Origin of the sequence: Pseudomonas extremaustralis (genome assembly GCF_900102035.1) — a bacterium.
Lineage (GTDB): Bacteria > Pseudomonadota > Gammaproteobacteria > Pseudomonadales > Pseudomonadaceae > Aquipseudomonas > Aquipseudomonas extremaustralis.
On the sequence record NZ_LT629689.1, the window covers coordinates 5684673 to 5699036 of the forward strand.

Consider the following 14364-nt stretch of genomic DNA (forward strand, 5'->3'; position numbering starts at 1 on the left):
AAATACTAGTATGAGGAATGAAGATGCAAACGCTAATCATCAATGGACAGTCGCACCAAGTCGACGTGCCGCAGGATATGCCTCTGCTTTGGGTCTTACGCGATGTGCTTGGCCTCACCGGGACAAAATACGGCTGTGGTATTGCTCAGTGTGGCGTTTGCACCGTGCATCTTGATGGTCAGCCGATACGTTCGTGCGTGACCCCTGTTGCTGCTTTGACGGGCCGCTCAATCACCACCATTGAAGCCATCGGTGAGACTGCTGTCGGTCAAGCCGTTCAACAGGCTTGGCTGGCGCATGAGGTGGTGCAATGCGGTTACTGTCAGTCAGGGCAGATCATGGCGGCCACTGCTCTGCTGCAGAGCCAGCCCGCGCCAGACGATCAGGCGATTGATGCTGCAATGGCAGGCAATCTTTGTCGCTGCGCCACCTACACCCGTATTCGCACAGCCATCCACAGTGTTGGCCGTGTAGAGGAGGCGTGAGATGAAGAAGACAATCGAAATGAATGTTGATATGTCCCGTCGCCGTCTCTTGCAAGGCAGCGGTATCGCGGTCGGCGGCTTGGTGTTGAGTACCTGGCTACCGCCGTTGGTGTCCAAAAGCGCTGCCTCCGAGGCTGCTGCCTTAGGCCGGCTGGGTGATCGCTCCGCTGAGGGGTTCGGGGCCTTTGTGCGGGTGGGCCCAGATGGCGTGGTCACGGTGATCTCGCCGAAGATTGAAATGGGTCAGGGCGCGCAAACTGGTATAGCAATGATGGTGGCGGAGGAGCTTGAGGTCGATTTGGATAAGGTAGTAATCCAGGAGGCCCCACCGAACTCCGCACTGTATACCGATACCTTGCTTCAGTTTCAGGCCACTGGTGGCTCGACCTCTACCCGTTACACCTGGGAGCCGCTGCGTCGGGCGGGCGCTACAGCGCGCATTCTGTTGATTCAGGCGGCAGCGCTGCAATGGCGCGTCGCGCCGAGCCTGTGTCATGCGCAGAATGGCCAGGTGTTTGGCCCCAAAGGCCTGCAGGCTGACTACGGCGATTTGGTCGAGGCCGCTGCGACGCTGCCGTTGCCCGACGCGGTGCCGCTGAAAACCCCCGAGCAGTTCAAGCTGTTGGGCACTCCCGCGCAACGCCTGGACACGCCCGCGAAGGTCAACGGCAAGGCGCGTTTTACCATTGACCTGCAAATCCCCGGGATGCTGGTGGCCTCCAGCATCACCTGTCCGGTGTATGGCGGACGGCTGCGTTCGGTTGATGAAACTGAGGCGCGACGGGTGTTAGGGGTTCGCGACATCGTGCGTTTGGACAATGCCGTGGCCGTTACCGCAAGTAACTTTTGGGCCTGCCAGCAGGCCATCAAAGCGTTAAAGATCGAGTGGGAACTTGGGTCGAACGCTACTATCGGATCAAAGCAACTGGACCAGGAGCTGCTAGCCGCAAGTAGCCGTGATGGCGTGGTCGCTAAGCGCACAGGCGATATTGAGCAAGCCAAACAGGGATCTTCCAGCCAGTTCGAGGCCGTTTACGAGCAAGCGCTGTTGTCGCATTCGCCGCTTGAGCCCATGAGCTGCGTGGCCCATGTGCGTAAAGATGCGTGCGAGCTATGGGTGGGCACCCAAGTGCCGGTCTTCGCCCAACAGACGGCCGCCCAAGTCACCGGGCTGCCCTTGGAAAAAATCCAGGTGCACAATCAATTGATCGGTGGGGCATTTGGCCGGCGTCTGGAGTTCGACTTCATCACCCAAGCAGTGGCCATCGCGCGTCAGGTCGATTACCCGATCAAGCTGGTCTGGAGCCGTGAGGAGGACATGACCCACGACCTGTATCGGCCGCTCTATGCCGATCGTATGCAAGCCGCCCTCGATAAGCAGGGGCGTCCGCTGGGCTGGGAACACCGTATCGCTGGTGCCTCGATTCTCGCCCGCTATGCCGGCAGCTTGCCTCCCAGCGGCGTGGATGCCGATGCCGTTGAAGTCGCGGTGGAACCCATCTACCGCCTGCCGCATTTGCAGGTTCGCTATATCCGCCAGGAGCCGAGTGTCGTGCCCGTGTCCTGGTGGCGAGGCGTGGGCCCTCTGCGGGGGACCTATGCCCTGGAGTGTTTTATTGATGAGCTGGCGCACAATGCCAAGGCCGACCCGGTGGTCTACCGTTTGGAGCTGTTGGCGGACCAGCCACGTGCCCAGGCGGTGCTGCGCTTACTTGCTGAGAAGAGTGACTGGTACCAGTCTTTACCTGCTGGGCAGGGTCGGGGTGTGGCAGTAAGTTCGGTGTTTGGCAGCTATGTAGCAACTCTCGTTGAGCTTGAGATGCAGGGTGAATTTGGCTTGCGCATTAAACGCTTGATCAGTGTTGTGGACTGCGGCTTCGCGACTAACCCGACGTCGGTCTTGGCGCAGGTTGAAGGTGGGACATTATTCGGTCTGTCTGCTTCGTTGTTCAACGAAATTCTTATCGAGAACGGTCAGGTTCAGCAGACCAACTTCCACAACTATCGGCAGCTGCGCATAAGTGAGGCGCCAGCAGTTGAGGTGCACCTGCTGCCTAGCCTGGAAGCACCGGGCGGAGTCGGGGAAGCCGGTACTGCGCTGATCGGTCCAGCTTTGGTTAACGCTCTCTACGCTGCTTCCGGTACGCGCATTCGTCGGTTACCACTTAGCCGTGCTGGCTATTATCCGGTTTGAGGAGTTACTCGTGAATTTGATAACAAGTTGGCTATTGCTCGCTAGCGGATTCCTGGTGGCGCAGTTTGCGTATGCGCAGGAGGACTTACTTGCCAGGGGCGAGTATCTTGCGCGCGCTGCAAATTGCGTGGCTTGCCATACCGTGCCCGGTGGTAAACCCTTCACCGGTGGTGTCGAATTTAAGCTGCCATTCGGCTCGCTTTTTTCGCCCAATATCACTCCAGATAAGCAAACTGGCATCGGAGCCTGGACTGATGATGAGTTCGTTAGCGCGCTGCGAACCGGCGTGGGGCGCGATGGCAAACACTACTATCCAGCATTCCCTTATACGTCCTACAGCAAGATGTCGCGTGACGACATCCTGGCCATCAAAAGCTATCTCGATAGCCTGGAGCCAATCGAGCAGGTGGCTCAAGAGAACCAGCTGAACTTCCCGTTCAATCAGCGTTGGGGGATGTTTTTCTGGAATATGCTGTTCCTGGACGACAAGCAATTTCAAACCGAGGCCCAGCACTCTAGCGAGTGGAATCGAGGCAAATACCTAGTGGAAGGTCCTGGCCACTGTGGTGAGTGCCATTCGCCTCGGAACCTGTTCCAAGCTGTCAGCAAAGACCGTTCGCTTGCCGGTAACCTGATACAGGGTTGGAACGCTTACAACATCAGCTCTGACCCGATAAATGGCGTCGGTGCCTGGCCCACGGACGTGCTGGCGCGTTACTTGAAAGACGGCGCAGCGCCAGGATTCGGGTTGTCCACCGGGCCGATGGCGGAGGTGGTGGAGCACAGTCTGAGCCATCTGACCGACGCCGATCGTCACGCGATCGCCGTTTATCTCAAGGACTCACCGGCGCGCAGCGAAGGTGTGGCTCGTCCCCAGAAGGCTAAGCTTGCACCGCAGGGGGGCGACAATGCCCTTGGCAACAAACTGTTCGCCGAAGCCTGTTCTAGTTGTCACCGCTGGGACGGGACCGGAAACCAGAGTCAGACGGCCATGCTACGGGGTCTAAAGACGGTCAACGATCCTGCCGCCAGTAACTTGCTGGGCGTCCTGCTAAATGGGCATGGTTCGACCGACACTCGGGTAGATCGACGCATGCCGTCGTTCGGGACCATTTACTCCGACCAGGAATTGGCTGCGCTGAGCAGCTTCGTACTGAAACGCTTTGGCGAGACTGGTGCGCAGGTATCGGAGCAAGCTGTGGCCAAGCGCCGTACTGAGTCCCTTCATTGAGCCGAGGTGCCTCATGTCTGGTCTGATTCCACTGCTGGATGTACTCCTGGCGGAGCGCAATGCTGGCCGAGAAGCGGTGCTTGCGACCGTGGTAAAAGTCGACGGCTCTGCGTATCGGCGACCAGGAGCGCGGATGCTAGTCTCGCGCTTCGGCAGGCCCGAGGGGACCATCAGTGGTGGCTGCCTGGAGGCGGAAGTCGCCAGAAAAGCCTGGTGGTTAACTGAAGCTGGGCCTGCACTGCGTAGCTACAGCACCTCCGAGGCGGATGAGGGCAGTGAGGAAGCGCTGAGTTTCGGGCTGGGCTGCAACGGTAAGGTTCACGTATTGTTCGAGCGGCTGCCTGCCAGTGGACCTTGCGCGTTGATTACTGCGTTGCTTGGCGTTCGCGACACCCAGCAACCGGCGGCCATCGCCACGGTGATCGCCAGCTCGGCTGATGGTTCACACCGGTTAGGTGATCGCCTGTTATTAGTGTCAGGACAAAGCGCCGAGGGCGAGTTGCTGCAGTCGGCGCTGGCTGAGCAGATCAGGATTGATCTCCAACAGACCTTGGTGCGTGGAAAGTCATCCCGATATCTTTACCCGAATGGCACCGGCAAGATTGAAGTGCTTATGGAGTACCTGCCGCCCGTGCGGCGTTTGGTAGTGTTTGGTGCGGGCCATGATGCCCAGCCGCTGGTGCGCATGGCCAAGCTCTTGGGCTGGCATGTGACAATCATCGATGGGCGGTCACACTTTGCCCGAGCAGAGCGTTTTCCCGACGCTGACCAGGTGCTGGTTGGCGATGTTGAGCAACCTTTCGCCTACCGTGAACTTGTACGCGGCGCAGCGGTGGCGGTGATGACTCACAGCTTGGTGCAAGACGCGCACTGGCTGCAGGGAGTGTTGCACAGTGAGCCCTGTTATGTAGGGCAGTTGGGCCCGCGTGAGCGCACCGAGCGCCTGCTGGCCGGTATCCACGAGCAGCAGGGCGAGTTGCCGGGGCTGGCGTGTTTGCATTATCCGATTGGCCTGGACCTGGGCGGCGACACTCCGGAAAGCGTGGCTATGGCGATGCTGGCGGAAATTCAGGCGGTGCTCAATGGCCGCAATGGTGGCAGCCTGCGTTTCAGGTCCGCGAGTATCCATGATAGCGACCCAGTGCTGATCGCTAGCGAGACCGAAACCGAAATCGCTTTTGCTGCAGAGGCTTATCGGCGGTTCGCCGTGCAGCCTTGACGACTGATCAACCGAGGAACCTATCAGCATGAATCAAGCCATACGCGTTGTAGCGATACTGACCGCCAAAGGCGGCAAAGAGCAGCAGGTCGAGCAGATTCTGCGAGCTTGCGTGCATCCCTCGCGGGCCGAAGACGGTTGCCTGTCTTACGTCCTGAGTCGGTGCATTGAACAGGTCGGACGGTTTGTCTTCGTCGAGCGCTGGGCAAGCCATGAGGCGATAGCGCTTCATCGGCAGATGCACCATTACACGACCATGGCCAATGCCCTTGGCGAGCTGCTGAGCGATCGTCAGGTTTATGTGCTGGAGGCGTTGGCTGAGGATGGCGAGTCAGCCACTGGCTTCGACACGGACATGGCAGGGTGATCGTCGATCGACAGGGTCGGCGTTTCCGCAAACTTCGCCTGAGCCTCACGGCTGCCTGCAATTACGCCTGCACCTACTGTGTGGCCGATGGCCGCCGCTTGGTGGCCGCGCGTGATGAGCTGACGGCCGCGTCGATGCTGCGCGCCGTCGAACTGCTCAGGGATGTCGCCGGTATCGACGCGCTGCGCATTACCGGCGGTGAGCCGCTGCTGAGTGATCGGCTGGAGCCTTTTCTGCAGGGCATCGGTGCGCTAGCGTTGCAGGACATCAGCCTGACCACTAATGGACAATTGCTGGCCGGCAAGTTGCCGTTATTGCGCAGCGCGGGCATCCAGCGGGTCAATGTGTCCCTCGACACACTTGACCCGCGCGCCTTCCGCAAGATCGCAAAGGGCGGCGATCTGCAGACTGTGCTTAACGGCATTGAGCTGGCGCGTCGATCTGGTATGAGCATCAAAATCAATATGGTGCCGATGCGTGGCAGCAACCTCGACCAGGTCATGCCCATGTTGGCGTTCTGCCTGGAGCAGGGCTACGAATTGCGCTTTATCGAGCTGATGCGCATGGGCCATCTGGCCCAGCATGCAGAGGCTTTTCGTACCCAGTTCGTCGGCCAGCGCGAGCTGCTGGAGCTTATCGGCGAGTGTTATGTCTTCACACAAACCGAGGCAGCGCTAGATGCCACTGCGCTGCGTTATAGCGTGGGCGAGCGCGGGGCGTTCGGTATTATTGCCAACGAAAGCGCGCCCTTTTGCCGGAGCTGCAGTCGTCTGCGGTTGTCGTCTACGGGCTGGTTATACGGATGCCTATCATCCAATCGCGGACATTTTATGGGCGCGCTGTTGGATCTGCCGACTGAGCAGGCGCAGCCGCAACTGAAAGGGTTGCTCAGTCGTGCGCTGCAGGACAAACAAGACGCCACTTTTACCGGCAGTGCCCTGATTATGAAATCGGTGGGTGGCTAAGGTCGGCCGGCTTGTCGACGTCCAGCAGGATGCCCCTGTCAGCAAGCGTCACTTCTATCACCTGTTGCGCATGGGTGGCGATTAAAGCCTTGGCCCCATTCTCCCCTTGCAGTTGCATCAACTCCGGCCAAAAGCGCCGGCCGAACAACACGGGGTGTCCGCACTGGCCATCGCAGTAAGCGACAACAATATGTTCAGCGTGCGCATGCGCGCGCAACTGCAACAGCGTTGCGAGAGTAATCCACGGCATATCCCCGAGCAGCACCGCCACCGCAGTGGCCTGCGTATTTGCCAGGCTCTGGATGCCGGCGGCCAGGCTTGAGCCCATGCCCTGTTTGGCGTGGGCCGCACGTACCAGATGAATGTCATGCGGAATAGCCAAGGCCTGTGCATCATCCTCAGCCTTTAATACGACTCGAACATCGCTGAAGGCTTCTTTCGCGCGCAACAACGTCGCGCGCAAAAGGCTGCTGCCGTCTGCCAGCTGGGCAAGGCGTTTGTCGCTGCCGAAGCGTTGCCCGGAGCCGGCGGCGAGAACTAGGCCGACATATTCAGGCTTGCGGTGCGGTTCTGTCATGTTGAAAAAATCCTATGCTGCCCCCTGAAGAAGAGGGCCGGCCGTAAAAAACCACTAGGAGGCTTCGCGCTTCTCTCTGGAATGTGCAGTATTTTGCGTATACCGCTCCGGTTTCAGAGTGATTAAGTGGCAGTTTGGCGAAACCAAAGTGCGTTTCCACTGGGTAGTGAAGAACGCCGCGCCACAGGTCAAGTTGTTCGATCTGTCGAACCTGCACATGTCCTGGCTGGCCGGTATTTGCTGATCACCCCAGGCGAGATGGGGGCGTAATGCAGAGTATGCCCGCTACCAAATGCTCGCTGCGGCTAAAAACTCATAAATGAACGGGTTAGTTGATCGTTACTTGGTCAGATTGCTGTTTTTGAAATCGGCAAGCACTGAAATCAGCCAGAAATACAAGGTTTCTTCAGCCTTAGATTTTTTCTTGCAGCGCTTTGAAAAAGGCATCGATATTTTCGTCGTGGCGTTTGTAGTAGGTCCAGGGGCCGATCCGCTGCGATGTCACCAATTGCGCGCGCTGCAGAGCTGCGAGATAAAGCGATGTGGTGGACTGCGAGAGGCCCGTGCGCTCTTGGATGATACTGACGCACACGCCTACCGTTTCTGGGTCGACCTCCTGCTCTGGAAAGATTGTCCTGGGATCCTTGAGCCAATTGAGGATGGCAAGGCGCATCGGGTTTGCCAATGCTTTCAGTGCTTCGTTGACGTCAATGGTCATGGAATTTTGATACCTGTTTTTTGCGATATTTAGATATCTTCCGGGTTTGCGCAGAAAAATGGAAGGTATTGACGTGACCTCTGCGCCCGCCGTCTGTTGCAAGGACTGGCCGCTCCTGGCTGAAGTATTGTTGCTCTGTCAGGCAGCACTATCAGAAGCCTGGACGCCGAATTGCGGGACGATATGCTTGCCAAGTTCCTCGATAACCTCTGCTGCGGGGCGTTTACCATACTTGAGGTTCAGGATGACGTGATCTACACCGATTTCCTGAAGTGTATCCAGCAAGGCCCGAAGGTGGTTACGTCCTAGTCGAAATCCTAGATGGATATGCGAGGGCGGCGTGGACGGGTGTTCGTCCAGGTCGATATAAAGCGATTGCAAGAACGGCTTGTAGATAGTGCCACACTGTTTAACTATTTCCTGTCGCCAATCCTCCACGATCAGTCGCTGTATTTTTGGCGGACGTGGATAGTTGATCCATCCATGGCTTTCACGTGCGATCCAATCGAGCGGCTGGCGGCTGTGTCCGGTTACGAATAGCGGTATTTCCCGAGTCGTAGGTTTGGGAACGAGGTCGGCCCCCACTAACTCGCCGCCACTCCAGCGAATGGGCTCGAAGTGTGTTCGATGGGCTTGGCGTATCACATTGAAGTTTTCTTGAAAGGTCTCGCCACGCTTTTCTGGATCAATGCTGAATGCGGGAAACTCCACGGGACGATCGCCAGAGGCTACTCCCAGGAGCAAGCGACCTCCGCTCAACTGATCAATGCTCGCTGCGGCCTTTGCCGTGTGCAAGGGATTACGCAAAGTAAGGGCGATGGAGGCGGTACCTAGTGCGATTTCTGTTGTATGGGCTGCCATGTAGCCCAGATACACCCAAGGGTCGAAAACCTGGCCGACATCGCCGAAGCTAGGGTCCCTGAGTGGGACGTCGCGAAACCAGAGCGCCGAAAAACCAAGTGCCTCTGCACGTTTGGCCAGCGCGACCTGATCTAGCATGCTCGGTGTATCACCTTCGAAAGCCTCTAGGGGAAAGAACAGCCCAAGGCTTAGATGACCCTGCCTGAAGGTTCGTTTGAATCCCCTATGCTCTTGGTAGGGGATCGTGCTCGGTTGGTACATGCTTAACTTCCTCGGTCAGCAAACGCTGAGCCACGCCCCTGAGTTATGGGGCGTGGCATTGAGCGTTTAGGATTTGTAAGTCGGGTAGTCGGTGTAGCCCTTATCGGTACCGCCGTACATGCTGCTTGGATCAACTGGGTTAAGCGGCCAGTTGTTGGCGATACGAGCGGGCAGGTCGGGGTTCGCAATGAAGGGGCGACCAAAAGCGATCAGGTCGCCCCAGCCAGCTTTTATCACGCGATTTCCTCGTTCAGCGGTGTACTTGCCGGCATAGAGAATCTTGCCGCTGAAGGTCTTACGAACATCTTCCCGGAACGTCTCAGGCAGCTCGGGTGCGTTTTCCCAATCGGCTTCGGCGAGCGACAGGTAGGCAATGCCCACTTCCTCGAGGATCTTCACTGCCTCGATGTAGGTTTGGTGAGGATCTTCTTCGACCAGGCCAAGGTATACGCGGTCTTCGTCTGTGGTCGCGAACAGCGGGGCGAAGCGAACGCCCATGCGCTCCTTGCCGACGACACCAGCAACGGCCAGGGTGATTTCGCGCAGGAAGCGAAGACGGTTCTGCAGCGAACCGCCATATTCATCATCACGCTGGTTGGTATGGGCCGAAATGAACTGGTTTACCAGGTACCCGTTCGCGCAATGAAGCTCCACCCCGTCAAAACCTGCGTCCAAAGCATTTCGGGCTGCTTGGGCGTAGAGCTCAACCAGTTCCTTTACCTCCTTGGTGGACAGGGCTCGTGGGGTCGATGGGTCGGCCAGTGCACCCGTGCCGGGTCCAGTTTCGATGAACACCTTGACGTTGTCCGCGCGGATGGCTGATGGCGCGACGGGCGCTTCACCACCGGGTTGCAGCGATGTGTGTGACACGCGGCCTACATGCCAAAGTTGAGCAAAGATCACCCCCCCTTCGGCGTGAACAGCGTCGGTGACCTTACGCCAGCCTTGTATCTGTTCTGGGCTATGAATGCCGGGTGTCCAGGCATAACCCTGTCCTCGGGGTTCGATCTGTGTGCCCTCGGTCACCATGAAGCCAGCACCGCTGCGCTGACGGTAATATGTGGCCATTAGGTCGTTCGCAATATTGCCGGGTTGGGAGCTGCGCGAACGCGTCAGTGGCGGCAGAACGATACGGTTCTTGAGGGTGTATGGGCCCAGCTGAGTGGTTTTAAAAAGTTCTGATTGTGTCATTTCGTTTACCTGCATATCTAAAATATTCGATGTTATAGGTCAAAAAAACATGGATCAGCGAGGTCAGAAGAGCCCGAGCGGTGCTTCGTTGAGGCTGACGTAGATGTTCTTCTTCTGGCTGTAGGCTTCCAGCATTGACTTGTGAGTTTCCCGTCCTAGGCCAGATTTCTTATAGCCACCAAAGGGGGCGTGGGCAGGGATCTCATGGTAGGTATTTACCCACATACGTCCGGTTTCCACCGCGCGTGCCACACGTAACGCCCGGTTGATGTCTTGGGTCCAGACTGCGCCCGCTAGGCCGTACTCGGAGTCGTTGGCCATGGCAATGACCTCCGCTTCATCCTTGAAAGGAATGACGCACAGAACAGGGCCGAAAATTTCCTCGTAGGCGACGCGCATATCGTTGCGCACACCGACCAGAATCGTTGGCTGGATGAAGAAGCCGGCATCGTAATCGGCACCTGTAAGGCGACCGCCGCCGATCAGTACCTCGGCACCTTCCTGTTTGGCGATATCAACGTAGCCGAGGATCCGTTCCATCTGGGTCTTGCTGACCTGTGCGCCCATCATGGTGTCTGGGTTCAATGGGTCACCCACACGCACAGCTTCGAACTTATGCTTGAGCTCAGCCAGGAATTGCTCGTAGATGGACTCGTGAACGAACAGCCGTGCGCCGGATTCGCAGACTTGGCCTTGGTTCCACAGGATGGCGAGGACTGCGCCTTCCACGGCCTTGTCCCAGTTCGCATCGGGGAAAACGATGTTGGCTGACTTGCCGCCCAGTTCAAGGGTGGCAGGAATGATTTTCTTCGCTGCCGCATTGGCGACGAGTTCGCCGACACGCGTCGAGCCAGTGAAGGCAAGCTTGCGCAGGTCTGGATGATCCAGTAGCGCCTGGCCAACTGAGGTGCCTAAGCCTGTGACGATGTTGACCACGCCGGCCGGAAGTACCTTGGCGAAGATCTTCGCCAGTTCAAGGATGGTTACCGGGGTTAGCTCAGAAGGTTTGATGACTACGGTGTTACCCGCCGCGATGGCTGGAGCGATCTTCCAGGCGGCCATAAGAAGCGGGAAGTTCCACGGAATCACTTGGCCCACGACGCCGAGGGGTTCACTGAGAGCGATGCTGAGTGTTTGCTCATCCAACATGACCGCCTCATCCGATTGGCTGCGGATTGCGCCGGCGAAGTAGCGGAAGTGATCAATCGCCAGTGGGATGTCGACGGAGCGACTTTCACGAATGGGTTTGCCTACATCAAGGGTTTCCAGAACGGCGAACCGATCGGCATCGGCTTCCAGCAGGTCGGCGATCTTCAGCAACGCATTGGCGCGTTCCGCTGGCGAGGTGGTACGCCAGGTCACGAAGGCGCGTTTTGCGGCCTGCACCGCGCGGTCGACGTCGGCAGCTGTGGCGTTTGGGATGTTGGTGAGAATTTTTCCGTTGGCGGGGTTGATAATGTCGAGGGTTTCACCGTTTTCGGCCGCCACCCACTGGTTGTCGATAAACAGGCCGTAGCTGTTGTCGGGAAGGTAGCTCGGATGGGTATCACTGGAATTTTGCATGGGTTACCTCCTGAGGTAAGTGCGATGGGTTTGGTTGAGATTATTTTAGATATTGATATATGTCAATATGTAGTTGTGTATTCGCGCAGGCATTCCTATCGCCGCACCTTTTCAGCCTGCTTCTGGATCGGCGGGGAGCGCGCTGTGCTGCGCGCCAGGCTTTGCTACGTAGTCCAGCCCCCCCCCCGATCTCTTCATCAAGGAGGGGGGGCTGCTGCATAAAAGCACTGAGGCCTGTTTGCGTTGAGGTGAAGATGTAAGTTAGAACGGCGCGTCGATATCCATGACGTTAATCAGCTTGTGGTTGACGAATTCCTTGATTCCCAAACCAATCAGCTCGCGACCGTAACCAGATCTTTTGATTCCGCCGAAAGGTAGGTCGGCTTTCGATGACGTTGGGTGATTGACGAACACCATGCCTGTCTCGATGCGCTTAGCAACCTCAACACCATGCTGTCCGTCTGCGGTGAATACCGAACCACCGAGCCCGAACGGAGAGTCGTTGGCGATAACTATCGCGTCTTCTTCGTTTTTAGCTCGTAGGATCATCGAGACCGGACCGAAGAACTCCCAGTAGTAGGCAGGGTTATCAGGCGTCAGGTTGGTCAGAATGGTCGGTTGAACAAATGCACCCTTGCTTGGTACCTTGGGCCCAACCTCGGTGGCCGTAGCACCGTAGTTGACTGCTTCACGAATCTTCGCGCGGATTTCGTCGGCGGCAGTTTGAGATGACAGGGGGGCTAGATTTGTTTCCGGATCGAACGGGTCGCCGGCCTTCAGTTGTGCTACACCTTCGGCATAAAGGCGCAGGAACTCGTCGTAGACTTCTTCCACTACAATCATGCGTTTGGATGATATGCACACCTGTCCAGCATTCCAGTGACGGCCTACAACAGCCCACTTCACGGTCTTTTTCAGTTCAGCGTCGCGCAGAACTATGAAGGCATCTGCCCCCCCCAGTTCCAATGTAGATTTCTTCAGTGCCTTGCCAGCCTGGGAGGCGATTATGGCACCTGCGCCTTCGGAACCGGTCAGTGCCACACCGTGTACTCGAGAGTCGTTGAGGATTGTCTCGATTTGCTGGCGAGTTGCGTACATGTTGCTGAATGCGCCAACAGGTAGACCAGCATCAAGCAGTAGTTGTTCGAAAGCTTCGGCACATTGCGGTACGTTTGAAGCATGTTTGAGCAGCACGGTATTACCCGCTGCCAACTGCGGTGCGAGAATGCGAGCAATTTGATAGTAAGGAAAGTTCCATGGTTCAATGGCCAGGATAGTGCCCAACGGCTCATGGACCAAGATTGCTTCACCCTCGGCTGGGTCGGCTACCGGCAGCTTCTGCGGAGTTAACAACGCTTCTGCATGTTTAACGTAATACTCAAAGATACTTGCTGAGATTTCTACTTCACCTAATGCTTCGGCAGTGATCTTGCCCATTTCCAGTGTTAGCAACCGGGCATAGTCGTTTGCTCGCGCGCGCAGCAGGTCGGCAGCTCGCTGAAGGACGGCCCCACGCTCTGCGATTGAGCAATTCTTCCAGACAAGAAATGCGTTGTGAGACGCCTCAAGAGCCTGTTCAATCTGAATATCTGTTGCATCTGGAAAACTTTTTAGAACTTCACCTGTATAGGGATTAACGGATGCGTATGCCATGCTGTTTCTCCAGTAATTTAAGTAAATTTGATTTGTTAATGAGACTGGTAAGTAGACAGAACCTAAACTGCGGGAATATTTTGGTGCATTTACTAATGATTGATGCCATCAATCAGGAATACTCGGTAAACCGCACCTTTAAGACGATGTTGCAGTGCCTCTTGGTAGGCGGGGCTGGAGTACCACTCTCGAGCTGCTGCTATGTCCGGAAATTGAAGAATGACTGCGCCCTCAATCGGTCCGCCTTCGAGCACCTCCAGTTGGCCGTAGAAGGCCAATGGTGTGAGGTTCCGACCCTGGCGTGCCGCCGGTGCTTTACGGGCATAGAGTTTCAACTCAGCCTCGTCTGTGGTGTGTTCACGTGTGAAGACTACGTAGGCGGACATTGACGTAGTCTCAGGCCAACAGTTTGAGCAGCGAATGAGCCGTAGCTTCAGAGGAAGCTGGGTTCTGGCCAGTTACGAGCAACCCATCGACTTCGACATGAACGCTCCAGTCAGCACCCTTGGTATAGCGCCCACCATTTGCCTTGAGCATATCCTCTACCAGGAAAGGCACGATTTGAGTTAGACCCACCGCAGCCTCCTCGCTATTGCTGAAACCGGTTACTTTCTTGCCTGCAACCAGAGGTTTGCCATCTACACACTTGACATGGCGCAAAACCGCTGGTGCGTGACAAACCGCTCCGACAGGTTTGCCGGATTGGATTGATTGCTCGATCAGAGAGATAGAAAAGGTGTTCTCCGCAAGATCCCACAGCGGACCATGGCCGCCAGGGTAGAACACCGCATCAAACTCGGAACTGATCACGTCGCTCAGTTTCTCGGTGTTGGTCAGCGCGTGAGTGGCGACTGAATCGGTCTCAAAGCGACGGGTGGCGTCTGTCTGGAAGTCGGGCTCATTGCTCTTCGGGTCGATGGGTGGTTGGCCGCCTTTCGGCGATGCTAGGGTCACTTGCACGCCAGCGTCGATGAAGGCGTAGTAAGGCGCGGCCAGCTCTTCGAGCCAGAAACCGGTCTTCTCGCCAGTGTCACCAAGCTGGTCGTGGGAAGTCAGAACGAGGAGAATCTTCATGTCGT

The 14364-nt window shown here is 57.0% G+C and carries 15 protein-coding genes; 7 read left to right on the plus strand and 8 right to left on the minus strand.

Features of this window, described 5'->3' with window-relative positions:
* The first annotated feature begins 23 nt into the window (after positions 1-23).
* The 6 genes from BLR63_RS26180 to BLR63_RS26205 are packed head-to-tail and all read left to right on the plus strand — an operon-like array spanning position 24 to position 6461.
* Positions 24-485 carry a (2Fe-2S)-binding protein gene (locus BLR63_RS26180; RefSeq protein WP_010562382.1) on the plus strand — a complete coding sequence of 154 codons (462 nt, stop codon included), beginning with the start codon at positions 24-26 and terminating at the stop codon, positions 483-485.
* 1 nt (position 486) lies between these two features.
* Positions 487-2679 carry a xanthine dehydrogenase family protein molybdopterin-binding subunit gene (locus tag BLR63_RS26185; RefSeq protein WP_010562383.1) on the plus strand — a complete coding sequence of 731 codons (2193 nt, stop codon included), beginning with the start codon at positions 487-489 and terminating at the stop codon, positions 2677-2679.
* Positions 2680-2689: 10 nt separating this feature from the next.
* The gene (locus BLR63_RS26190) at positions 2690-3910 is read left to right on the plus strand and encodes a cytochrome c (protein WP_010562384.1); all 1221 of its coding nucleotides are present in this window, start codon (positions 2690-2692) and stop codon (positions 3908-3910) included.
* A 13-nt stretch (positions 3911-3923) separates the two neighbouring features.
* Positions 3924-5129 (plus strand): XdhC family protein, encoded by a 1206-nt coding sequence (locus tag BLR63_RS26195; protein WP_042946283.1) that lies wholly within the window; start codon positions 3924-3926, stop codon positions 5127-5129.
* Positions 5130-5157: 28 nt separating this feature from the next.
* Complete coding sequence (locus BLR63_RS26200) at positions 5158-5496, plus strand: putative quinol monooxygenase (protein ID WP_010562386.1); 339 nt, start codon at positions 5158-5160, stop codon at positions 5494-5496.
* A complete protein-coding gene (locus tag BLR63_RS26205) occupies positions 5493-6461 on the plus strand; it encodes a GTP 3',8-cyclase MoaA (protein ID WP_010562387.1) in 969 nt (322 codons plus the stop codon). Before BLR63_RS26200 ends, BLR63_RS26205 begins: the two co-directional genes overlap by 4 nt.
* Here the strand turns inward: BLR63_RS26205 and BLR63_RS26210 are convergent.
* On the minus strand, positions 6439-7038 hold the full coding sequence (locus tag BLR63_RS26210) for a nucleotidyltransferase family protein (RefSeq protein WP_010562388.1): 600 nt from the start codon (positions 7036-7038) through the stop codon (positions 6439-6441). The genes BLR63_RS26205 and BLR63_RS26210 overlap by 23 nt on opposite strands.
* A gap of 118 nt (positions 7039-7156) precedes the next feature.
* Here BLR63_RS26210 and BLR63_RS32020 point away from each other — a divergent pair, with 118 nt between their 5' ends.
* Positions 7157-7282, plus strand: a complete 126-nt coding sequence (locus BLR63_RS32020; RefSeq protein WP_010562389.1) for a hypothetical protein — start codon at positions 7157-7159, stop codon at positions 7280-7282.
* A gap of 168 nt (positions 7283-7450) precedes the next feature.
* On the opposite strand, the gene BLR63_RS26215 is transcribed toward BLR63_RS32020, so the two are convergent.
* The 7 genes from BLR63_RS26215 to BLR63_RS26245 form a co-directional block, all read right to left on the minus strand.
* Positions 7451-7756 carry an ArsR/SmtB family transcription factor gene (locus tag BLR63_RS26215; protein ID WP_010562390.1) on the minus strand — a complete coding sequence of 102 codons (306 nt, stop codon included), beginning with the start codon at positions 7754-7756 and terminating at the stop codon, positions 7451-7453.
* 138 nt (positions 7757-7894) lie between these two features.
* The gene (locus BLR63_RS26220) at positions 7895-8878 is read right to left on the minus strand and encodes an LLM class oxidoreductase (protein WP_010562391.1); all 984 of its coding nucleotides are present in this window, start codon (positions 8876-8878) and stop codon (positions 7895-7897) included.
* Between the two features lie 66 nt (positions 8879-8944).
* Entirely contained in the window at positions 8945-10069 is a 1125-nt protein-coding gene (locus tag BLR63_RS26225) for an alkene reductase (RefSeq protein ID WP_010562392.1), read from the minus strand.
* Between the two features lie 63 nt (positions 10070-10132).
* Positions 10133-11632, minus strand: coding sequence for an aldehyde dehydrogenase family protein (locus tag BLR63_RS26230; RefSeq protein WP_010562393.1), 1500 nt, complete (start codon positions 11630-11632; stop codon positions 10133-10135).
* Between the two features lie 261 nt (positions 11633-11893).
* Complete coding sequence (locus BLR63_RS26235; protein WP_010562394.1) at positions 11894-13285, minus strand: NAD-dependent succinate-semialdehyde dehydrogenase; 1392 nt, start codon at positions 13283-13285, stop codon at positions 11894-11896.
* 92 nt (positions 13286-13377) lie between these two features.
* Entirely contained in the window at positions 13378-13671 is a 294-nt protein-coding gene (locus BLR63_RS26240) for a DUF1330 domain-containing protein (protein ID WP_010562395.1), read from the minus strand.
* Between the two features lie 10 nt (positions 13672-13681).
* The gene (locus BLR63_RS26245; protein ID WP_010562396.1) at positions 13682-14359 is read right to left on the minus strand and encodes a type 1 glutamine amidotransferase domain-containing protein; all 678 of its coding nucleotides are present in this window, start codon (positions 14357-14359) and stop codon (positions 13682-13684) included.
* Between the last annotated feature and the right edge of the window lie 5 nt (positions 14360-14364).

Coding starts and splice junctions, on each gene's coding strand:
- BLR63_RS26180 (WP_010562382.1), top strand. CDS start 24: ATGCAAACGCTAATCATCAATGGACAGTCGCACCAAGTCGACGTGCCG.
- BLR63_RS26185 (WP_010562383.1), top strand. CDS start 487: ATGAAGAAGACAATCGAAATGAATGTTGATATGTCCCGTCGCCGTCTC.
- BLR63_RS26195 (WP_042946283.1), top strand. CDS start 3,924: ATGTCTGGTCTGATTCCACTGCTGGATGTACTCCTGGCGGAGCGCAAT.
- BLR63_RS26200 (WP_010562386.1), top strand. CDS start 5,158: ATGAATCAAGCCATACGCGTTGTAGCGATACTGACCGCCAAAGGCGGC.
- BLR63_RS26210 (WP_010562388.1), bottom strand. CDS start 7,038: ATGACAGAACCGCACCGCAAGCCTGAATATGTCGGCCTAGTTCTCGCC.
- BLR63_RS26215 (WP_010562390.1), bottom strand. CDS start 7,756: ATGACCATTGACGTCAACGAAGCACTGAAAGCATTGGCAAACCCGATG.
- BLR63_RS26220 (WP_010562391.1), bottom strand. CDS start 8,878: ATGTACCAACCGAGCACGATCCCCTACCAAGAGCATAGGGGATTCAAA.
- BLR63_RS26225 (WP_010562392.1), bottom strand. CDS start 10,069: ATGACACAATCAGAACTTTTTAAAACCACTCAGCTGGGCCCATACACC.
- BLR63_RS26230 (WP_010562393.1), bottom strand. CDS start 11,632: ATGCAAAATTCCAGTGATACCCATCCGAGCTACCTTCCCGACAACAGC.
- BLR63_RS26235 (WP_010562394.1), bottom strand. CDS start 13,285: ATGGCATACGCATCCGTTAATCCCTATACAGGTGAAGTTCTAAAAAGT.
- BLR63_RS26240 (WP_010562395.1), bottom strand. CDS start 13,671: ATGTCCGCCTACGTAGTCTTCACACGTGAACACACCACAGACGAGGCT.
- BLR63_RS26245 (WP_010562396.1), bottom strand. CDS start 14,359: ATGAAGATTCTCCTCGTTCTGACTTCCCACGACCAGCTTGGTGACACT.